Source organism: Shimazuella soli, assembly GCF_022511585.1.
Lineage (GTDB): Bacteria > Bacillota > Bacilli > Thermoactinomycetales > Thermoactinomycetaceae > Shimazuella > Shimazuella soli.
The window spans coordinates 143,249-162,951 of the sequence record NZ_JAKWBN010000003.1 but is presented as its reverse complement, the minus strand read 5'-3'; the positions used below and the strand labels follow the sequence as shown (position 1 = coordinate 162,951).

Below are 19,703 nucleotides of genomic sequence, written 5' to 3'. Positions count from 1 at the left end.
TCAGATATTTTGTATAGATCAATGGATTCCGCGAAAACCTTCAAGAAATGAGTCCTTTCTTTGAAATATTTGTTTTAGACGCACCCTGAATGAAGATGTTCTTTTACTTTCAAACATGTACAATAACATTATTGGTTAAATTTATATAGGAGGGATGCAGCCATGCGTGTCCTAGTCGTCGGAGCTGGTGCAGTTGGTGGCTATTTTGGTGGCCGCCTCGTGGAAAAAGGAGCAGACGTCACCTTTTTAGTTCGAGATCGAAGAAAACAACAATTAGAGACTGGGCTGGTTATACATAGTGTAAATGGAGATGCCAGCTTCCCTGTCTCCACGATCACCCAAGGAGAATCAACTCAGCCTTTTGATCTCATTATTCTCACTACAAAAGCATATCATCTGGACGAAGTGCTCCCTAGCCTTTCATCTTATGTTGCGGAACATACCACCATTCTCCCCCTGCTCAACGGGATCGCTCATTTTGAAAAACTAAGAAATTTCTTCGGTTCCGAGCGGGTAATCGGTGGTTTATGTTTTATTGAATCCACGCTGAACACCAAAGGTGAAGTGGAGCATTACAGCCCGCAGCACCGCATCGTCTTTGGTGAATTTGACGGCAAAAAAACAGACCGCATCAGAGCGATCGAAGATTTATTTGCTGGCGCAAACCTAACCGCTGAATCCAGTGACAATATCAACAATGAGATATGGAAAAAATATATATTTATCAGCGCGATGGCAGGGATGACGTGCTTAACAAGAAGCAGTATTGGTCCTATTTTAAAATCGCCAAATGGCATCGAAACGTATGAACGTTTGCTAAGCGAAATATGTGCAATCGGCAAATCTCAAGAAGAGACATTAGATGCAGATGTATGGGATCAAACGATGGGTCGGGTACGAAGTCTCCCTGATGAAATGAAATCTTCCATGCTTCGTGATATGGAAAAAGGATTACCGATCGAAACCGATCACTTCCATGGAACATTGCTGCGGCTGGCCCCAGCAGATTTGGATGTACCGCTGTTAAAAACGATCTACAGCACCCTTTCCATCTACCAAGCGACACAAGCGGCTAATAAATAAGCCGCTTGTGTTTACATCAAAATCAATCCGACAACCGAGATAACAGCAATAAACAGACCTAAACTAATAAAAATGATCGGAAGTGTATGTCCTTTTTCATCAAGATGCATAAAGGTATAAAGTTGTAAAAATACTTGCATGACAGCAGCTCCGAGTATGATCCAAAATGTAGTCGTCGTGGTGAAATGAGGGTAAGCTACGAGATAAAAGGAAAGTGCGGTAAACAGTACCATCCACACAAAAGACCAAACAAAACGCGATGCAGATCGTTTTTTGTTGCCATTCACATGGGTTTGCTTATTTAACGACGGTTCCACTTTATTGCCCCCTCTCCCTACAGTTGGAAGCGCTTACCATTATTATATACGAATTCGCAATTTTAAAAAAGATGGGTTGATAAATCATCTTTTCTCATCTCTATGGAAAATTTCTTGTTTGAAAAAATCAATGAAACAAAAAAACCATGACAAAAAGGTATTAAAAAAACGGTTAGATCAATTGATCTACCGTATCTTGAAAATAGCTTTTACAGGTAACTCAGACTGCTCCATAACGTCTGGATCTATTTTGGAAATCATGAATTGCTTGATAAAAAGTATCCTTAGTAAAATCTGGCCACATTAAATCAGTAAACCATAATTCACTATAAGCAAGTTGCCACAAGAAAAAGTTGCTGATGCGAATCTCACCACTTGTACGTATGACTAGATCAGGATCTGGTAATCCTCTGGTTAGCAACATGTGATTCATCAATTCTTCATTTATATCTTCTTTCTCGATATTTCCTTTTTGTACTTCGTCTATAATTTGGCGAATTGCAAATAATATTTCATCTCTTGCACCATAGTTAATGGAGAAATTAAGGATCATACCTGTATTGTTTTTCGTTTTTTCCTCGAATTCTAACAGAGCTTGTTGTGTAAAAGAAGGCATCTTCTCCTTACTGCCCAACATTTGCACTTTCACATTACTGTCAATCAGTTCTTTTAAATCGGTCTTAAGAAACTGCTTTGGCAACTTCATTAAATAGTCGACTTCTTCTTTCGGCCGCTTCCAATTCTCTGTCGAAAAAGAATAAAGCGTTAATATTCGAATACCTAAATCATTAGCAGCCCGAATGGTTTCTCGTATGCTTTTCATTCCTGCTGCGTGACCGGCTGTTCTTGGTAAGCCTCGTTTTTTAGCCCATCGGCCGTTACCATCTGTAATAATCGCAACATGCTCGGGAATCTTCAGAGTTTGAATTTCCTTAACTAATTCTTCTCTCGTTTTTATGGAAGAATTAGCTCCAGTCCATTTTTTTATCGCACCCCACATCCTGTATCCCCCGTTTCAAATTGTTACTATCATCCTTTTCCAACTTTATGAGAAATCCCTGCGTGAAAAACGAATGAGACTCAATAGCAAAAATAATACCATCCAAACCCCTAAAATAGTTAAGCCAAAAGGCAGACTAGAAGAAGTAAGATCTTCATTCACTAGATGCCCTGGTAACATCCATTGTGCAGCAAACAAAAATTTTAGAGCCTGCCAATGATGCTTCTGAGCTAGGACTAAAAGAATGGAAGTACTAATGACAATCGCCATCGATATCCCAAAAGCAAGAGAAGCATTATCTATGAAAGTAGACAAAGCTAAAATGAAAGTTACAATAGAAATCAGGCTTAAAAGTTGTAATCCATACATTTGAATGGTTAACATTCCGATACTTTTGCCATGTCCGATAATGGTGGCGACTGAACTCCAAGATCCAAATCCATTTTTGATTCCAACGAAAAGGTAAAGACCTATTGCTAATAAGAAAAGAATAGACCAAGAGATGATTATTCCTGCAATCCATTTACTAATCCAAATACGTATACGTGAAATAGGTTGAACAATTAGCAGTTTAATTGTACCTTGTGAAACCTCATTGCTTATCGAATCAGAAAATACTAAGGAAACAAGGAGTGGTAAAAATAAAAACGATGAAAGACCATAGGTCAAAGTAATAATGGATTGAGCTGCTGTCTGATCTCCACTACTCATACCTGAGAGTAAAATCAAAATAAAACAAATTCCCAGTACTCCCCACATTTTTAATTGACGAAATATTTTGACCATCTCATTTGTAATTAACCCTATCATGAATATCATCCTCTTTCATTGTTTCCATAAATACATCTTCTAATGTGTTTAAGACTGGTTCGAAACGCAAAATGCCTACTTCTGATAAAGCTAATTCTTTGACGAGCTTATTTGTATCTGAGCTGCCAGAGATGATAAAGCTGTTAAGTGTGTCCCCCACATCAAATATCCAGCCAAGTTGTTCAAAAATTTGTTGCGTCATTTGCCCATCGGATACCACTATACGAAATTTACTCTGCTCCATTTCTATCGATTTCATATCACGAACAAAAAGCAACTTTCCATTTTTGATAAATCCCACGTTATCACATATCTCTTGTACCTCAGATAATATATGACTGGAGATGAAAACAGCTATATTCATTTCTTTTGCCAATCGTTGTACGATCGATCTTAACTCGCGCATCCCAAGCGGATCAAGTCCATTGGTTGGCTCATCGAGGATGAGCAGCTGTGGCTGATGTAGAATAGCCTGTGCAATGCCTAAACGCTGCTTCATTCCAAGTGAATAGGAAGAAACTTTATCATGAATTCGTTCTTCCAAATTAACAAATTGAACGGCACGTTTTATATCTTCATGGGAAACTCCCTTTTTTGCCCGTTTACATTGCATTAAATTCTGATAACCTGTTAAGAAACCATAGAAGTCTGGTGTTTCCACAATGGCACCAACATGTTGAATCGCTTCTTCATAATTTCTCTTTAAATCACACCCCATTAAATGGATTTCTCCTGACGATGGTTGAACCAATCCGACAAGCATACGGATGATTGTTGTTTTCCCTGCACCATTAGGCCCTAAAAGTCCAAAAACTTCACCTGGTTTGATAGAAAGCGAAACATCCTCTACAACGGTTTTATGGGAATATTTCTTATAAATCTGTTTCATTTCTAATGCGAATTTATTTGATCGAGTCGAAGACATCGTGGCTCCTCCATACTTATTGAATTCTGTTTATCTTCCGAACAACTACAAAAATAATACCAAAGGCAATGACAGAACAGATGAGATACATCGTCCATGCCAATAATACGAGTTTGCTGATACTGTCAATCCGTTTTTCTGTTTCATACAAAGAATGTGCAGCAACAATGTAGTTATGATTGGTTTGAATCGCTACCGTTGCAAAGCGAAGCCCCGTTTTGGTTTCCCATGTAACCCTGTCTTCTCCTTTTTTCTTGACAGTATCTAAGACCCCTTTGGGATAAGAGGGATTTTGGTTGTTCATCCGTCCAGATGTAGCTAATAAGTTTTGATGTTTATCAAAGATCATGACAAATGTATCCATGCTTTTGGTTATATCTATTTTATTTACAGGAATACTCGATGTTGGATTTTGACCATGTTGAAGATTATATGCTGTATCATGAGCTGCCTGTGCTGGAAGCTCATTTGCCCCTAGTCTTATGGATTGTTGCGTAACCAAATAAGTAAGTGAACAAGTGAATGTGACAAGGAACAAGAGAACACTCCAAATAATAACTATCAATCTGTTTCCTTTCATCGTAAACTCACACCTTCTTCTGTTTAAGTTGAATCATCCGCTTGATATTCCAAAATATCAGCAGGCTGGCAATCCAATGCCCTACACAATGCTTCTAAGGTAGAAAACCGAATCGCTTTCGCCTTATTTGTTTTCAAAATGGATAAATTAGGCAGTGATATTCCAACCTTTTCCGCCAGCTCTGTTGCACTCATTTTTCGTTTGGCAAGCATGACATCAATATTTACTATAATCGGCAAGGTTTCACCTCAAATCGTCAAATCATTTTCCTGTTTTATTTTCATCATCGTTTGAAAAAGTTGTGCCAATATCAAACTCACCAATCCAATCATAAAAGCAGCAATCATCAGGGTTAGGGATAATAAATTTTTCAACAAGAAAAATGTCCCCATGGCATAAAGCAGAAAATCCACAAATGCACAAATGCTTATCACATTTAATGCTCGAATACTGCTTAAAATAAAAGGTTTCTTTTCTAAAACGTTTTTGCAGAGCCTTCTTAGCATAATGAGCAAGATGAAAAATGGTATGGCTGTAAGATACAAAAATACAGTTATATACAAGGTATTTGTTAGATGCATCCCCATCCTATCTACATATTGCTGAACTAAAAATGGCAGGATCAATAGGGCAACAGCCAAAAGTACGATGAGTAGCATGATTAAAAAATTCAGAAACTTAGTCCAAAAAATATTTCTCATCCAATCAACTCCTGAAAATTGGTACATATTCAATATAACATCATGTTTAATGATTATCAATATTAATTTATTGTTTTTCGATAAATAATATTTACTTGTCGTTAAAACACAGGATCAAACCAACTTCAGCACTTTAGGAAATCGGCTTAGAATCTAGTGAAAAAATAGGATCATCCTAACATGAACAATGATCTGCATACAAAATAAAAAAGCCGTCTTCCGACGACTCAAGTCTATCTATATTTGATTACATTCGGGAGCCTGGACAGTGAGTGAACACTGACCAGACTTTGAGTTGAGGTGACCGGGTCACCTTGTTGCGAGGGTCATGACAAGCCGTGACTTGTCGAGTTGCCGCAGCACCCTCCCTCTCGACAGGGGGTGCAGTTGGGGTTCCAACAACCACACAGCGTCATCATCAGGATGACCAGCTCCAGCTCCATGGCGATCTTCCTCAAGTCATCAGCACCACTATGGGGTACTGGATAATTGCATTATAATACAAACTGACTATTGGAAAACATATCCAGAATGAAAATACAATTAGACCCATCGCATGATGAGCCTAATCAGGTTTTCTATCCAAAACCATTGTTAAGCAGGAACATTATACTTCATCTTTTTCCCTGCACCTTAAAACCTTCTCAAACTCCACAATATTGTCCTCTGTATGGCTTAATACAGAGCGGTATTGATCTGTCGCTTGTTTTATCGCCTCATTTGCTATATCCATGCTGGGATACGGTCCGATCAACTGAGGTGGGATACTGAGTGGTGTAGGGCGATGATCATATACAGCGAGATAAACGTAATCGGGTGGAGTTTCTGCAATCGTTGTTTTTAACTCGGGAAATTCCTCATACGCCTCATCTTTTGTTAGGATTTTATACGTTTTTTCCGTAAGGGATGAAAACCTGCCCATCAATCCATCTCCTTTGTAGCGAACATGCTTTAAACAGATTCTACAATACATAGCAGATCTCCTACTCCTTGCGGCTTGGATGGGCATAGACATCATAACTCATCCCAAAAATCGTAGTTTTTCCATCTAGTAAATTCACTAGTTTTATATCCAGCAAATCTATCTCTATCTTCTTTGCTCCATGCTCGTCTGGGATTTCCATGATAACCTTCGCAAGTGGCTTTTTATCTTCGGATAATCTGTTATTTGTTCTCTCTACATAGCATTCCACTTTCATTTCTACTGGATTTAGTAAAAATTCATGAATGTGATAAAATCTGTACCTTTTATCTTGTTTTAAATCACGAATATACCTTTGTACAGAACACTCTTCGCCTTCCACAATAAGCCTCATCGACATTTTTTTCTCTCCTTCTCATGCTAAGTGTTTCCCTGTAAATAGTTTATGATTATTATAAAAATTCAGCAAATACTATCTTTATTCATTTAAATGCTGTTTATTTTGTAAATAATTGCAATTTATCCAATCATTCTGGTAAGATGAGCAGAACAAAATTTACCAATATACTGCTCTATAAAAGGATGGATGAGAAATGAGGAGAGATATCGTCGGAGCGATTCTAGCAAAAGAAAGAAAACGCTTAAATTTAAACCAACAAGAAGTAGCAGACAAAATGGAATTAGGAAAAACAACCATCAGCTATATGGAAAGAGGACTCCCCACTGTTGGCGATGACCGCTATATACAGTATGCTGAATTTCTGGGAATTGCGGAGGAGTTATTTGGGGTTGTGGATGAAGCTACTGAAAGAGAACGATCTGTGATGGAGGAACTGCTTCATATTGAGGATATCATAACGGGTAATCCCAAAGAAGCTTCCACATTATTGGCAGAATTAGATGTAAATATGTTTCAAACTGCAAAGGTTTTTGCTACCTTTTTAAAAGGGAGAATTGCTTTTGTACTTCAAAAAAGAAAAGATTCAAGAGATCTCCTTAACAAAGCATTACTTGGTTTAGATGAATGCCCAGATTTAGCTCATTTTAATCTACATGCTATTTGTTTAAATGATTTAGGACGTTTAGCTTTTTATGAAGAAGACTACCAATCAGCACTAGAACACACAGAAAAAGCTATTAATGTGTTTCAGGAGAACGGAGAGAGGATATATTATAAGCCTTACCTCTATCTAAATAAGGTTATATATCTAGAAGAGTTAGGTAGAGATGAAGAAGCTTGTAGGGAGCTGGAATTTCTTTATGAACACATTGATAAAATTAAGGAAAATATTGCACCTGTCATTCAGATTTATGAACAGTTTGCAACCCTACTCTTAAAAACAGGACAACCCTTAAAAGCTTTAGAGTATGCACAAAAAGGACATCAAGTAGCTTGGAAAAACCGGCAATATCGTAGATTGTTTTCGATATGGTCCTTGATGGGAGAAATATACGTTGCTCTGGGTAGACTGAATGAAGCAAAAATCCGTTATCGCAAAGCTATTGCATACAGAGAATATGTTTCTGATTATCCTGATCGTATTGGAATTACCTATCTAAACTATGGAAAGTTGTTAATTGCGTTGGGTGAAAGCCAGTCATCAGAAGAACAAATTTCAAATGCAGTTAAATCATTTCGAAAATCGAAAAATAAAGAAATCAATTTGATAGAAGCATTAATCACACTTGGACACTTAAAAAGCGAGATGGATTTAATTCTAGAAGCAGATAAAATCCTATCTAGTGGTAATAATAGCAGAGCAGTGTCAGTTGACATTTTTCTGAAAATGTGTGATTTTTATGAGAATAAAGGTAACGAACAAAAATTTAAGCAATATCAAAACTTAATGTATCGTAAATTGAAGGAGGGTGCTTCAAATGAAAAGGTATGGGAACGGCGATCCATTAGGTGACTCCTGTCTATCTTTAAATGATGCCAAGTATATTCAATAAAACCCCTATAAATAGTACTATCCCTTCTAATAAAGACAGATTCAAAAAAATGCAATGTATGGAGAATAAAGGAGGATTTTTCAAATGACCATGTATGGAGATGGAGATCCTCTAGGTAACAGTTATCTTGAAAACGATGGCGATCCAGCAGGTAAAGACAAGTGAGAAATGATTACTCAATTAAGGGATCATCCCCTCTAAAGACAGGGTTCTGCTTAGAGGGGATTTTCTATAATACCATTCAACAAGAAATCATAAAAGGAGAGAGAGATGTCAGCTGATTCAAATGAAATAACGACCAAAAATCCTGCTGCCTCTGAAAGTTTTTGGTTGAAAGACAATAAAACATATGCCATGTTACTAGCAATTTTCCTAAGCATTATCTGCATGTGTATTAGCGGTATCCTAAGAGGCTCATTCCCTTTCGGTGATATCACGCGAAGCGTTAACGACTTAGGGAACCAATTTGTACCTGTACATACCTACTACTGGGATTTACTCCATGGAAAGGCAGAGGGCGATCTTTTCTATAATTGGCGCAGTGCCTTTGGGACAGGCTTTTATGCCGATTTTGTTACCTATTTGAGCAGTCCATTTGAATTATTGGTCTACTTTTTCCCCCGGGAAAAAGTCAATCTAGCTGTATATGTCATCACGCTGCTAAAATTAGCCTCAGCTGGTGCAGCTATGAGTTTTTATCTGTCATCTTGGAAAAAAGGGTCTTGGGTATTTGCTGGATTGTTAGGCGCTTCTTATGCGCTCTGTGGATGGGCAGTCGATGATAGTATTTTTGTGCCCATGTGGTTGGATGGATTGATCGCTTTTCCGCTCATTTGCTTAGTTGGGCACTGGGCATTGGAAGGAAGACGGGTTTACTTGGGGATATCTTTGGCAGCTCTCTGTTGGATCGCTAACTTTTACACGGCATATATGGCTACAATTGGAGCTGTCATTGTGATACTCATCCGGATGTTTACAATGAAAATGACAGCAAGACAGAGAGGGATCGTGCTTCTGCGCGGTGCGGGAAGGCTGATACTGGGTATAGGGATCGCCATGCCACTCATTTATCCGATTTTAAAAGCGACTTCTATCGCTCAACAAACTTTGACCGAGCCGTTTCAAGCTGTGCCATGGATTGATCTGCTCTCTCGACTTTTCCCTGCTACAGAAGGGATTGGTCTAAGTCCAAGTATTTTTGTAGGCACACCAGCTCTCCTGTTAGCATTTATCTTTCTCTTTCAAACCAATATAGCTTTGCGCACCCGGTTGATCTGGTCGATAACAACCTTGGTCGTCCTGCTATCGTTTCAATGGAACCCAACACAACTGTTCTGGCATGCTTTTGCAAAGCCCAACGGAAGCTCATTTCGAGAGGCATTTATCTTTTGCGGGCTCTTGACCATGCTCGCTTGGATGGCCATCCATCATTTGAAAAAGTCCAACCTGCTGACTTTAGTAGAAGCTAGTATCCTATATGGACTACTTATGGCTGTTACACAAAAAAGTCCACTACTAACGGATATTACTTTTCCACTTGTCGGTGCAATAGCTGTTGTCACGATTATTGCACTTGGAATCGTCATATTTTCGCTTTCTAAACAAAAATATATCTGGGGAGCAATCGCCATCTCGTTAATCATACTTGGATTTGCTACAGAATCTTCTCTATCATCTGTGATAGTAGATCAAATTCGGTATGATAGATTCACTTCCACCCCTGAATGGGGAAACTGGCATGATCAAGTAAGAGGACAAATTGTTGCAAATCAAAACTGGCCAACCTATCGGACGGAAACCGGGACAACTTTTATTGCCAAAAACGATCCTTGGCTTTTAGGCGGGCAAGGAATCGTATACTATAGCAGTTTGACGATGAAAGATACAACAAAATTGGTGACAGATTTGGGATTTGGCTGGGATCGCTGGGGCAGAGGATTACTCAGCATGGACAATGAAGTAACAGATGCTATTTTCTCTGTTGGCAGAAGAATCATGACAACTGTTGACCCGGATGGTTTGGTTCACGTACATACAAAAAAACAAGCAGTCCCTCCACTTGTTACAGTACATGCTGATCTTCCTGCTAAAACCAAACCAACTATAAATGTCTTTCTCAATCATGAATTATTTTTCGGAACTAAAATATATGAAATTCCAAAACCGAAGTTCATTATTTCCAAAGATACGGCTCCTGTACATCAAACCCAAACAGCATATATCCTATCACCGCAAACCAATAGTAAACCGGGAACTTATACTCTACAGACAGCTTGTAAACCGGGGTCTATCGTCTATCTTTATACTCCATATCTCTATGGAAATGCGAGACTTACCAATCAAAAAACAGAGGTGAAAATACAAGGTTCAAACGCCTCTATTCGCGCACCAATCATGAAGCTAGGAAAAGCACCTTCTTCTGGGGAAATAGCCGTTGCCATCCACACCTATCGAGGTGGAGAGATGGGAAAACAACCGATTGCTTGTCTGAATCAATCGAAATTCGTTCATGCAGTAACACACTTGCAAAGAACAGGAGCTACTCGTGTGGAAGCATCTGGCCACTCCATTACTGCGACATTGCCCAAGGGAAGTACGGGTTCAGCTGTTATTTCGATTCCAAATGCTCCAGGGTGGAAGTGTTCTAGTGGGAATGGAAAAGCCGCTCAGCCAAAGAGCTTTTTGGGCTTGATCCGGATTCCGCTTAAAAAAAATGCAAGTACTGTCTCATGTGAATACACGCCGCCTGGATTATGGGTTGGAATCCTCTTCGGAATACTATCACTCGTGATAACTTTGCTATTGCCTTTGAGCAGCAGAATCATCCATTTTAAACTTAAATAAGAATAACAAATAGTCCAAACAGAGCCTATTCTCTGTTTGGACTGCACTCTATCCGTCAATATAAACAAATCTAATGGATGAAAATTTGTCATTGTACTCTTTCGGCAAACTTGCAACTTTTCCATTTTTAATGAATTTAGCGCCAGTATACATTTTTCCTTTATAATAGGCGTCGGCGTGAACCTCTCACGACTAAAGTCGTAAGCTTCGTCTACGAAGGTTGATAGCTAGGCTATCCTTATTCGTACAGGCGTGTCCACTTCGCCTCTAGTGTATAAGCCCGTAAGGGCTACAACATTACTTTTTCGCAAGATGTTTAATGCGCCATGGATATCTGCGTTCATCAACATTCCCGAAGACGTACGATATAAGCCACGTTTCACCCGTGCGCCTCTAAAGGTATACGTTTTCGAGTTGGATGGGTCATAGGTGGGCAGTTCATCTTGATCCCAAAAACTCGCTTTGGACGTGTAACTTTCTTCTTGCTGCACCAACGTCATCCCATATCGCTCACACATATATTCCAACTTCTCTTTGATCATCCCAATGGGAATATTCACGAAATTTTGATTGTTGCGTTTGCCTAGATTACTTCCTCTTTGCAGATTTTCGTTATATCCGATAACCAGTGTCCCAATACGATATTTCAAACAATTCAGATATTTCTTTTCCTGAAAGTAATGCTGGCGAACTTGGTATAAGCCTTGGTTGTACAAATTTTTGGCAGTATGACACAAGTCTTTTAAAATCAGATATTCTTCTTTCGAAAGATGTTTGAGTTGTTGTTTTACAGTGAAATACATGATTTCTCACCTCTTTTCTACTAAGGACGAATCCCAATATACAAAATATGGATGAATTTGTCAAAAAAGAAAACCAAAAACCGTAACGATTCATCCCACAAATGAATTCACGGGTGTTCTCTCCACAAAAATAAAATATAGGAAGAATTAGAATCAGAGTAACAAAGAAAATGAAGGGTTCAATAGAAACTCATCAGCATATTGACAAGATTATCTTTACCTATATAATAAAAGCGTATAAACTTCATATGGTATCCTTCGGGGCAGGGTGAAAATCCCGACCGGCGGTGATGGTTTTTATAACCTCAGTCCGTGACCCGGGTTGGCATGAGCCAAAACGGTGGATTCGGTGTAATTCCGAAGCCGACAGTATAGTCTGGATGGGAGAAGGATAAAGAGACAGAGCAAAAAAATGTTATTCGCTTGCTCTGGTTTCGATGTGCTTTTTTTCTGCGTAAAAAAAGCCTATTTCGTCATGAAATCAAACCCCCGAAAGTAAAGTCTTTTGGGGGTTTTTTATGTCCCCGAAGACCAGCTGAGAAGGTAAAAAAGGAGAATAATTTTATGCAAACACGCAAGCTGGTCCTATTGTCTGTTTTAACGGGAATTGCTCTACTCATGGAGTATCTGAATTTCCCATTACCACTTTTTCCTTCATTTTTGAAAATCGATTTTAGTGAAATACCCGCTTTGATTGGTGCATTTCTCTTTGGTCCGCTTTCCGGTGTGCTTATTGAGTTTCTTAAAAACGGGCTGCATTTTCTCTTGTCAGGAAGTGAAACCGGTGCTGTCCCACTGGGACAAATGGCCAACTTTGTCGCTGGAAGTCTCTTTGTCATCACATCTGTAGGTATTAGTAAAAAGATCTCGGGACTCAAAGGCATGGTCATCGGAACAACCATCGCTACGATCTTGATGACTGTATTGCTAACCATAGCCAATTATTTTGTCATCTTCCCTTTGTATAGTTATTTGATCAACTGGACAGTCACAGGCGAAGCAAAAAATGTACTCATTTTTTATGGGGTAGCTCCATTTAATCTCTTAAAAGGAGTCTTAATCGGCGCGTTATTTATTCCACTCTACCAAAAGTTATTCCCAATATTATCTCTGCAAACAAGAAGATGATATTGCATTTTAAAGATGATCTTTTTATTTAACATAAAAGCCTCTCAGATATCTGGGAGGTTTTGTTAATTCCCCTCAGGTCCCTTTTTGTTGATGAATAAAGCCAGAATGACATGGCGCTTTTAAGTCGTGTAATTGCTATCTACGATGGATTCTATGCCTCATGAGGGCTTTGACATAAAAAAGGCATCCCTTCAAGTTATCTTTCATGATCAACTTTTGGGATGCACATCTGTTCTTTTTGCAATCGCTTGCTTATTTGTTTCTTCCAAATCTTGATACGATGACACTTCTACACTTCCTAACTAACCCTCTACCAAATCAAAACTATCTGCTGGCTACGTGTGGTTTCACTTCAGGTTTTACTTCTGGATGCACTACATCTTGAGGTTGAACGTTTGGAGCTGCGAATGGCGCTACTTGTGGTTTCACTTCAGGCTTTACTTGTGGATGTACTACATCCGCTGCTTGTGGTTGGACATTTGGGGCTACTACAGGCACTACTGTTGGTTGAACGTTTGGTTTTACTTCTGGATGAATAACATCTGCATGTGAAATTGCTGGTAGAGCTGGGATTGCAAATCCAATCGCTAGAGCAGAAACCGCAATAAATTTTGTGAATTTTTTCATATACAACCACTCCTAAATGTAATTGTTTTTATTCATACCTTGACACTTCTACACTTGCTAACTAACCCTCGATCAAAAAATTATTTGCCTGCTACATGTGGTTCCACTTCAGGTTTTACTTCCGGATGCACTACATCTTTAGGCTGAACATTTGGTGCTACAAATGGCGCTGCTTGTGGTTTCACTTCAGGCTTTACTTGTGGATGTACTACATTCGCTGCTTGAGGTTGAACATTTGGCGCTACTACAGGCATTACAGTTGGTTGAACGTTTGGTTTTACCTCAGGATGAATAACATCTGCATGCGAAATTGCTGGTAGAGTTGGGATTGCAAATCCAATTGCTAGAGCAGAAACTGCAATAAATTTTGTGAATTTTTTCATATACAACCACTCCTAAATGTAATTGTTTTCATTCGTACCTTGACACTTCTATACTTTCTAACTGACCCTCGATCAAAAAATTATTTGCCCGCAACGTGTGGTTTCACTTCAGGTTTTACTTCTGGATGCACTATATCTTGAGGTTGAACGTTTGGAGCTACAAATGGCGCTGCTTGTGGTTTCACTTCAGGCTTTACTTGTGGATGTACTACATCAGCTGCTTGTGGTTGAACATTTGGCGCTACTACAGGCACTACTGTTGGTTGAACGTTTGGTTTTACTTCAGGATGAATAACATCTGCATGCGAAATTGCTGGTAGAGTTGGGATTGCAAATCCAATTGCTAGAGCAGAAACTGCAATAAATTTTTTAAAATTTTTCATATAAAATCACTCCTAAAATTTAATTGTTTTAATTCTTATCTTGATTATAGCAGGGGAAAACATAGAAAACACAGGCAATTGTGAATAAAAATCAAAAAAACCAAATTTTCACTAATAAATATTTAATTACATTCAATATTATTTTTTTAAAAATAATTATTTATTTTTTAGTATTTTTCTTTTGATAAAGATATATTCTATTCTAAAAGTAATTGAAAATATTTCTATATCAGCCCAAAACCAGCAAACGGATACCTGAGAAAATATAATAAAAAAGAGACCGATTTCTATTTTAATCGGTCTGTTGCTTTACACGAATTGGTTTTGATCGACTCTGTATAGCTAAATTGGACTTGAAGCAGTCATCAAATTCCTTTCTTGCCATACGCCCTCCAAATAAGCTTGTACTGCTTCTAATTTTCTCTCTAGCGAATACTTCGTCATAAAAAACATCGCCTCCAATGTTAGTAGGTCGTGTCTAACATTAGGGGCGCAGTACAGATCAATTCAGAAGTCATCTTATAGTCGCCTAGTATTTTTTATTTATTGTTTACTTTTTGGGTTACAGTTCAGCTCTTATAGATCAAGTGTTTTATTTTTACCTAGTTATAATAGTTGTGCTATTCCCTAGTATTTATCAAGTCCTAAGTAGAAAATCTTCGAAGAAGAGAAGAAAAAACAACCCTATATTATCCATATGAAATCTCAAATTCCTTTTGCATTTGCAGGTCTTGGGGATCATGGCCCAGTGACAGAAGGTACTTCTTAATAGACATTTCCGGGGGAATATGCAAATTTACCCATTTTGTTATTAGTTTGATGGGTATGTGGGGATACCCTTTATAAAAGGATTTGTCTGTATTAATCGTAAAACTTCACATGAGCCCATTCTGATTTATATCTCTTTTCTACATAATATTTTCCTTTTGGTATGTTTCTATAAACTAGGCATTTTCCTTTCAATAATTCCTTATACGGACTATATTCATCTGGAGCCCATCTTATATCTCTATTCAAACGATAGTAGCCACCAGGACCGTCAACTAAACAAAATTTAAAGTCACCGCCACCAGAATTTATCCTTTTACTTTCATCTTTGAATGTGTCTTGTCCAACATAGTTCCATTGGCCATGTTTACTTGCAAAAGCACCAGAAAACGGGATACAAAAAGTCAAAATTAGGGAAATTGCTAGTACTTTTTTCAAGAGAAAACCTCCTAAATAACCATATTTTATTAATTATGAATAAATATATCAAAGTTTATCCTCTGATTTTATCAATAAATTGAATATTGGGTGAATTAATGGGAAGCAGTGATAAACCTTGTTTGAAGGAAATCAAAATCGAGAACTATCCCATTTGGGATAATAGAAAGATGAATTTAAACCTGCTTCTTCTGCTCGCTGAGAAAGCTGAGGATCATAAGTAGTATATGAGGTTACTTTATCCCCGCCAAATCGGCATAAAGTCTCATTTACTTTGCGCATTAAAAACCGAAATACCTCTGATCCTACCTTCTGCTCCAACTGACCTCCAAAATCATTGGAAAAATTAAATTTATTCTCCGATTTTCCCAACCCACCAAAACCATAGTAAGTATCACAAACATCACAACTACAAGCATTCCCTTGTTCCTTCGGGCAAAATAGTCGATCTGCTAACTTTTTTCCCCGATCCAAAACTACTCTTGCTGACCACCGCTTGCTAATTCATAAGCTAGAAAAACACCTGCCACCCCTACTCCAATAATAGCTACATCGTACAATGACCTATCTCTCCTTTGAAAAGAAAAACCATCTATCCCTACGACAGATGGTCTTATATCTTTACTTTTACTTGCTTTCGATCATTGCTTTTTCACCAAGCTTGCACTTTAAAGCTGCTGCGACAAAATCACGGAACAATGGCTGCGGGCGATTTGGACGGGAAGTAAACTCTGGGTGGAATTGAGAAGCTACAAACCAAGGATGGTTTTTGTATTCTACAATCTCCACAAGACGGCCATCTGGAGAAGTACCCGAGAACACATATCCTGCTTGCTCCATTTGCTCTTTATATTGATTATTGAATTCATAGCGATGACGGTGGCGTTCATAGATTAAATCATCATGGTAAGCAGTCGCAGCTAACGTCCCCGCTGTTATTTTACAAGGATACAAACCAAGACGCATGGTTCCGCCTAGGTCTTCGATATCTTTTTGTTCTGGAAGCAGATCGATGATAGGATGGGGAGTATTTGGATCGATCTCGGAACTATGTGCACCTGCAAGGTTTAATACATTACGGGCACCTTCAATACACATCAACTGCATTCCCAAACAAATACCGAGGAAAGGAATTTTCTTTTCTCTTGCAAAACGAGTAGCGATAATTTTTCCATCGATACCGCGATCACCAAAACCACCAGGAACTAAAATGCCATCTACATCTCCAAGCAATTCTGCCACATTCGCATTCGTCACTTCTTCGGAATCCACCCATTTGATGGAAATATCACTATTGCTTTCAAAACCAGCATGCCTCAAAGCTTCAGCAACACTTAAATAAGCGTCAGGCAGAGAAACATATTTCCCCACAATCGCAATATTTGTTTCATGCTTTAAGTTTTTCACTTTTTGGACGAGTGCTTTCCATTCTGTCATATCAGCAGGACCGACATTTAAACCTAAGTGGCGGACAACTATTTCATCCAATTTCTCTTCTTGAAGCATAAGTGGTACTTCATAGAGGGTATCTGCGTCAAGAGCTTCGATCACTGCTTCACGATCAATATCACAAAATAAAGCAATTTTTCGTTTCATATCTTCAGATAGAGAGTGTTCCGAACGGCAAACGATCACATTTGGCTGAATACCAATACTACGGAGTTCTTTTACACTATGCTGCGTTGGTTTTGTTTTGAGTTCTCCACTTGCTTTGAGCATAGGAACCAATGTGCAATGGATATACATCACATGCTCACGGCCAACATCACTTTTAATCTGACGAATAGCTTCGAGAAATGGGAGACTCTCGATATCTCCGACAGTACCTCCGATTTCCGTAATCAAAACATCTGCTCCAGATTCTTTGGCAGCACGAAAAGCACGTTCTTTTATTGCATTTGTGATATGTGGAATAACTTGAACAGTAGCACCTAAGTAATCGCCGCGGCGTTCTTTATTGATGACACTTGAATAAATTTTCCCTGTTGTCACATTGCTGTTTTTGCTGAGATTAATATCAATAAAACGTTCATAATGGCCTAAATCTAAATCCGTCTCTGCTCCATCATCGGTAACAAAAACTTCTCCGTGCTGATAAGGACTCATTGTCCCAGGATCGACATTTAAGTATGGATCAAATTTTTGGATTGTTACTTTTAAACCACGATTTTTAAGTAATCGCCCTAATGAAGATGCTGTTATACCTTTCCCTAAGGAAGAAGCCACTCCACCAGTTACAAAAATATACTTGGTCATGTTCATATCCTCCCATTTGCTATGATTCCCAATAAAATAGAAAAAACGCCCTCAATATGAGAGGCGTTTCGTATTTCCACAGTTATTCGCTCTTGTGGAGCCCAACAAGTATTTTATAGAAGGAACTATGCTTTGTCAATAAAGCATTTGTGTGTTCTAATAATCTTCTTCTTCGTCTTCCTCGTCTTCGTCATCGTCGCTTCCAAAACCATTGATATCTTCGTCGTCATCGTCTTCATCAAAATCGTTATCGCTCTCTAATTCATCGATTTCATCTGTGAAATCATCGTCATCCGAACCAAATAGATCCTCATCGTCCAAATCAACGTCATAATCATCTTTCACATTTGCAACGATCGCCGAATCCGTAGACTGTTCGATTGGATACCAATGTTTTAAACCCCACAAGCTTCTTCCTACACAAACGAAACGACCATCAATATTGATCTCTGTGTAGAGTTGAGCGATATATTGCTCGATATCTTGCTGGGTAAACCCTTTTTGATTAGCAACAGTGTCCAAGATATTGCGGTAAAGTTGAGGTTCTCCAACTGATTTTAAGTGATCATATGCTAAATCGACCATAGCCGTTTCGCGAATTTTTTCTGTTACATTTGCCATTCTCCGCTCATCCCCTCTAAATAAAGCTCGTATCACCTATTGTATCCAAATTGCGAACCAAGTCAAACTACACCTAGGAAAAAGAGGAAAATTATCTTTGTTTGAGTGAATAAAATAAAAAAGTCCAATCTCTACTTATTTCATCAGATGAGATTTTCCATGCTGATAAACGATTTCGAAGGACCAAATCGCTTCAATGTTTCTTGGATACTTGTCAATTCCGGTAATGACTTTGTCTGAATGGTTACCAAAAAGTTATATTCTCCACTAATTCGATGGAGATTCGTTACCCATTTTGAATTTTTACATAGTTCGATAAAAGAAGTGCATTTTTCTGTCTTTATCATCAAAAAAGTAGTTAAACTTTTGTCTATTTTTTCTAAATCTATCGACACATGATATCCCGTAATGATACCTTGATCCTCTAATTTTGCGATTCGCTCTTTTACCGCAACTTGGCTTAATACAAGGTTTTTGCTCCAAAATGGAGTGCCTTTTGATAGGTTTCATCTACATTATCTACGTACAGAGCAAAATGCAACAATGCACCGTGAGCTACTTCATCGGGTGAGCTTGCTTTTTTTCCTTGGGCAGCGATGACAAGGGGGAGACATAGCAATTTTCCTGCTGATAGTAGCAATTGGAATCCTCGCATTATCTTGTAATAGCTCTAAAATCTGACGGTCCACTTCATCAATCTGATTTTTAATCATAGCCCCACCCCCTTATATAAAAAGGAAATCACCTAAAAAAACTTATAAATCGTATCTATTTTACCATGAACACCTCTTTTTTGTTATTTCGTCAGCCCTGCTGAAATTTCTATAATGAAAGCATCATTTTGAAGGAGGATGTTTTCATGAGCAGCAAAGGATTAGCCCATATTGCCATCCAAGCAAGAAATTACCGAAAAACTATCGATTTTTATACAAAAGTATTCGGATTTAAAGTAGGCCATTTTTGGAGGTTGCCAGCTTTCCACATTAACGAAGCATCGATCCTCATCTCACCAGATGGGCGTACTTGTATCGAGATGTTTGACAACGAATACAATGGAACTAGGAGAACCCAAGTTGGTAGTCCGTAATGCCTTGGTTTATAGTCCAAATGGTGAAGTAGTGGAACTGATAGAAGAAGTGAACTTTGATCTTTCTTGAT

24 protein-coding genes, 1 pseudogene and 1 riboswitch are annotated in these 19,703 nt (G+C 38.4%); of the genes and pseudogenes, 5 read left to right on the top strand and 20 right to left on the bottom strand.

Features of this window, described 5'->3' with window-relative positions:
- Positions 1-162 precede the first annotated feature (162 nt).
- Entirely contained in the window at positions 163-1,083 is a 921-nt protein-coding gene (locus MK805_RS09245; RefSeq protein ID WP_240875411.1) for a ketopantoate reductase family protein, read from the top strand.
- An 11-nt stretch (positions 1,084-1,094) separates the two neighbouring features.
- Here the strand turns inward: MK805_RS09245 and MK805_RS09240 are convergent, their stop codons facing one another.
- The 9 genes from MK805_RS09240 to MK805_RS09200 all read right to left on the bottom strand — a co-directional run bounded on the left by MK805_RS09240 (position 1,095) and on the right by MK805_RS09200 (position 6,738).
- Positions 1,095-1,400, bottom strand: a complete 306-nt coding sequence (locus MK805_RS09240; RefSeq protein WP_240875404.1) for a cytochrome C oxidase subunit IV family protein — start codon at positions 1,398-1,400, stop codon at positions 1,095-1,097.
- Between the two features lie 220 nt (positions 1,401-1,620).
- On the bottom strand, positions 1,621-2,400 hold the full coding sequence (locus tag MK805_RS09235) for an isoprenyl transferase (RefSeq protein ID WP_240875403.1): 780 nt from the start codon (positions 2,398-2,400) through the stop codon (positions 1,621-1,623).
- 45 nt (positions 2,401-2,445) lie between these two features.
- Positions 2,446-3,210: an ABC transporter permease gene (locus MK805_RS09230; protein ID WP_240875401.1), complete on the bottom strand. Its 765-nt coding sequence runs from the start codon at positions 3,208-3,210 to the stop codon at positions 2,446-2,448.
- Positions 3,188-4,135 carry an ABC transporter ATP-binding protein gene (locus MK805_RS09225; RefSeq protein ID WP_240875399.1) on the bottom strand — a complete coding sequence of 316 codons (948 nt, stop codon included), beginning with the start codon at positions 4,133-4,135 and terminating at the stop codon, positions 3,188-3,190. Before MK805_RS09225 ends, MK805_RS09230 begins: the two co-directional genes overlap by 23 nt.
- Positions 4,136-4,151: 16 nt before the next feature.
- On the bottom strand, positions 4,152-4,673 hold the full coding sequence (locus MK805_RS09220) for a hypothetical protein (protein WP_240875398.1): 522 nt from the start codon (positions 4,671-4,673) through the stop codon (positions 4,152-4,154).
- A gap of 65 nt (positions 4,674-4,738) precedes the next feature.
- Entirely contained in the window at positions 4,739-4,954 is a 216-nt protein-coding gene (locus MK805_RS09215) for a helix-turn-helix domain-containing protein (protein ID WP_240875396.1), read from the bottom strand.
- 9 nt (positions 4,955-4,963) lie between these two features.
- Positions 4,964-5,416, bottom strand: coding sequence for a DUF2975 domain-containing protein (locus MK805_RS09210; protein ID WP_240875394.1), 453 nt, complete (start codon positions 5,414-5,416; stop codon positions 4,964-4,966).
- Positions 5,417-6,023: 607 nt separating this feature from the next.
- The gene (locus tag MK805_RS09205; RefSeq protein WP_240875393.1) at positions 6,024-6,389 is read right to left on the bottom strand and encodes an FAM171 family protein; all 366 of its coding nucleotides are present in this window, start codon (positions 6,387-6,389) and stop codon (positions 6,024-6,026) included.
- A 10-nt stretch (positions 6,390-6,399) separates the two neighbouring features.
- Positions 6,400-6,738 carry a hypothetical protein gene (locus MK805_RS09200; RefSeq protein ID WP_240875392.1) on the bottom strand — a complete coding sequence of 113 codons (339 nt, stop codon included), beginning with the start codon at positions 6,736-6,738 and terminating at the stop codon, positions 6,400-6,402.
- 193 nt (positions 6,739-6,931) lie between these two features.
- Between MK805_RS09200 and MK805_RS09195 the strand changes: the two genes are divergently transcribed.
- Together MK805_RS09195 and MK805_RS09190 are read left to right on the top strand one after the other, a co-directional pair.
- Positions 6,932-8,251 (top strand): helix-turn-helix domain-containing protein, encoded by a 1,320-nt coding sequence (locus tag MK805_RS09195; protein WP_240875390.1) that lies wholly within the window; start codon positions 6,932-6,934, stop codon positions 8,249-8,251.
- A 310-nt stretch (positions 8,252-8,561) separates the two neighbouring features.
- The gene (locus tag MK805_RS09190; RefSeq protein WP_240875388.1) at positions 8,562-11,135 is read left to right on the top strand and encodes a YfhO family protein; all 2,574 of its coding nucleotides are present in this window, start codon (positions 8,562-8,564) and stop codon (positions 11,133-11,135) included.
- Between the two features lie 227 nt (positions 11,136-11,362).
- Here MK805_RS09190 and MK805_RS09185 read toward each other — a convergent pair whose 3' ends face one another.
- Positions 11,363-11,938 carry an IS200/IS605 family accessory protein TnpB-related protein gene (locus tag MK805_RS09185; protein WP_240875386.1) on the bottom strand — a complete coding sequence of 192 codons (576 nt, stop codon included), beginning with the start codon at positions 11,936-11,938 and terminating at the stop codon, positions 11,363-11,365.
- Positions 11,939-12,188: 250 nt separating this feature from the next.
- Positions 12,189-12,334, top strand: a riboswitch (FMN riboswitch).
- A 168-nt stretch (positions 12,335-12,502) separates the two neighbouring features.
- Between MK805_RS09185 and MK805_RS09180 the strand changes: the two genes are divergently transcribed.
- Positions 12,503-13,066 carry an ECF transporter S component gene (locus tag MK805_RS09180; RefSeq protein ID WP_240875384.1) on the top strand — a complete coding sequence of 188 codons (564 nt, stop codon included), beginning with the start codon at positions 12,503-12,505 and terminating at the stop codon, positions 13,064-13,066.
- A gap of 327 nt (positions 13,067-13,393) precedes the next feature.
- Here the strand turns inward: MK805_RS09180 and MK805_RS09175 are convergent, their stop codons facing one another.
- The 10 genes and pseudogenes from MK805_RS09175 to MK805_RS18030 form a co-directional block, all read right to left on the bottom strand.
- On the bottom strand, positions 13,394-13,696 hold the full coding sequence (locus tag MK805_RS09175; RefSeq protein WP_240875382.1) for a hypothetical protein: 303 nt from the start codon (positions 13,694-13,696) through the stop codon (positions 13,394-13,396).
- 80 nt (positions 13,697-13,776) lie between these two features.
- Positions 13,777-14,079 (bottom strand): hypothetical protein, encoded by a 303-nt coding sequence (locus MK805_RS09170; protein ID WP_240875380.1) that lies wholly within the window; start codon positions 14,077-14,079, stop codon positions 13,777-13,779.
- A gap of 80 nt (positions 14,080-14,159) precedes the next feature.
- Positions 14,160-14,462 carry a hypothetical protein gene (locus MK805_RS09165; protein ID WP_240875377.1) on the bottom strand — a complete coding sequence of 101 codons (303 nt, stop codon included), beginning with the start codon at positions 14,460-14,462 and terminating at the stop codon, positions 14,160-14,162.
- Between the two features lie 861 nt (positions 14,463-15,323).
- Positions 15,324-15,668, bottom strand: a complete 345-nt coding sequence (locus MK805_RS09160; RefSeq protein WP_240875376.1) for a hypothetical protein — start codon at positions 15,666-15,668, stop codon at positions 15,324-15,326.
- Between the two features lie 132 nt (positions 15,669-15,800).
- Positions 15,801-16,142, bottom strand: a complete 342-nt coding sequence (locus MK805_RS09155) for a hypothetical protein (protein WP_240875374.1) — start codon at positions 16,140-16,142, stop codon at positions 15,801-15,803.
- A gap of 153 nt (positions 16,143-16,295) precedes the next feature.
- On the bottom strand, positions 16,296-17,924 hold the full coding sequence (locus MK805_RS09150; protein ID WP_240875372.1) for a CTP synthase: 1,629 nt from the start codon (positions 17,922-17,924) through the stop codon (positions 16,296-16,298).
- 156 nt (positions 17,925-18,080) lie between these two features.
- Positions 18,081-18,545: a DNA-directed RNA polymerase subunit delta gene (rpoE, locus tag MK805_RS09145; protein ID WP_240875371.1), complete on the bottom strand. Its 465-nt coding sequence runs from the start codon at positions 18,543-18,545 to the stop codon at positions 18,081-18,083.
- A 143-nt stretch (positions 18,546-18,688) separates the two neighbouring features.
- A complete protein-coding gene (locus MK805_RS09140) occupies positions 18,689-18,892 on the bottom strand; it encodes an Lrp/AsnC ligand binding domain-containing protein (RefSeq protein ID WP_240875370.1) in 204 nt (67 codons plus the stop codon).
- A 113-nt stretch (positions 18,893-19,005) separates the two neighbouring features.
- Positions 19,006-19,185: a VOC family protein gene (locus tag MK805_RS09135; protein ID WP_240875891.1), complete on the bottom strand. Its 180-nt coding sequence runs from the start codon at positions 19,183-19,185 to the stop codon at positions 19,006-19,008.
- A gap of 7 nt (positions 19,186-19,192) precedes the next feature.
- A pseudogene (locus MK805_RS18030) lies at positions 19,193-19,258 on the bottom strand (hypothetical protein); the annotation flags it as partial.
- Positions 19,259-19,404: 146 nt separating this feature from the next.
- Here MK805_RS18030 and MK805_RS09125 point away from each other — a divergent pair.
- Positions 19,405-19,632: a VOC family protein gene (locus MK805_RS09125; RefSeq protein WP_338057492.1), complete on the top strand. Its 228-nt coding sequence runs from the start codon at positions 19,405-19,407 to the stop codon at positions 19,630-19,632.
- Positions 19,633-19,703: the final 71 nt, after the last annotated feature.

Coding starts and splice junctions, on each gene's coding strand:
- MK805_RS09245 (WP_240875411.1), top strand. CDS start 163: ATGCGTGTCCTAGTCGTCGGAGCTGGTGCAGTTGGTGGCTATTTTGGT.
- MK805_RS09235 (WP_240875403.1), bottom strand. CDS start 2,400: ATGTGGGGTGCGATAAAAAAATGGACTGGAGCTAATTCTTCCATAAAA.
- MK805_RS09230 (WP_240875401.1), bottom strand. CDS start 3,210: ATGATAGGGTTAATTACAAATGAGATGGTCAAAATATTTCGTCAATTA.
- MK805_RS09225 (WP_240875399.1), bottom strand. CDS start 4,135: ATGTCTTCGACTCGATCAAATAAATTCGCATTAGAAATGAAACAGATT.
- MK805_RS09210 (WP_240875394.1), bottom strand. CDS start 5,416: ATGAGAAATATTTTTTGGACTAAGTTTCTGAATTTTTTAATCATGCTA.
- MK805_RS09205 (WP_240875393.1), bottom strand. CDS start 6,389: ATGTATTGTAGAATCTGTTTAAAGCATGTTCGCTACAAAGGAGATGGA.
- MK805_RS09200 (WP_240875392.1), bottom strand. CDS start 6,738: ATGTCGATGAGGCTTATTGTGGAAGGCGAAGAGTGTTCTGTACAAAGG.
- MK805_RS09195 (WP_240875390.1), top strand. CDS start 6,932: ATGAGGAGAGATATCGTCGGAGCGATTCTAGCAAAAGAAAGAAAACGC.
- MK805_RS09190 (WP_240875388.1), top strand. CDS start 8,562: ATGTCAGCTGATTCAAATGAAATAACGACCAAAAATCCTGCTGCCTCT.
- MK805_RS09185 (WP_240875386.1), bottom strand. CDS start 11,938: ATGTATTTCACTGTAAAACAACAACTCAAACATCTTTCGAAAGAAGAA.
- MK805_RS09180 (WP_240875384.1), top strand. CDS start 12,503: ATGCAAACACGCAAGCTGGTCCTATTGTCTGTTTTAACGGGAATTGCT.
- MK805_RS09175 (WP_240875382.1), bottom strand. CDS start 13,696: ATGAAAAAATTCACAAAATTTATTGCGGTTTCTGCTCTAGCGATTGGA.
- MK805_RS09170 (WP_240875380.1), bottom strand. CDS start 14,079: ATGAAAAAATTCACAAAATTTATTGCAGTTTCTGCTCTAGCAATTGGA.
- MK805_RS09165 (WP_240875377.1), bottom strand. CDS start 14,462: ATGAAAAATTTTAAAAAATTTATTGCAGTTTCTGCTCTAGCAATTGGA.
- MK805_RS09150 (WP_240875372.1), bottom strand. CDS start 17,924: ATGACCAAGTATATTTTTGTAACTGGTGGAGTGGCTTCTTCCTTAGGG.
- rpoE (WP_240875371.1), bottom strand. CDS start 18,545: ATGGCAAATGTAACAGAAAAAATTCGCGAAACGGCTATGGTCGATTTA.
- MK805_RS09140 (WP_240875370.1), bottom strand. CDS start 18,892: ATGATAAAGACAGAAAAATGCACTTCTTTTATCGAACTATGTAAAAAT.
- MK805_RS09125 (WP_338057492.1), top strand. CDS start 19,405: ATGAGCAGCAAAGGATTAGCCCATATTGCCATCCAAGCAAGAAATTAC.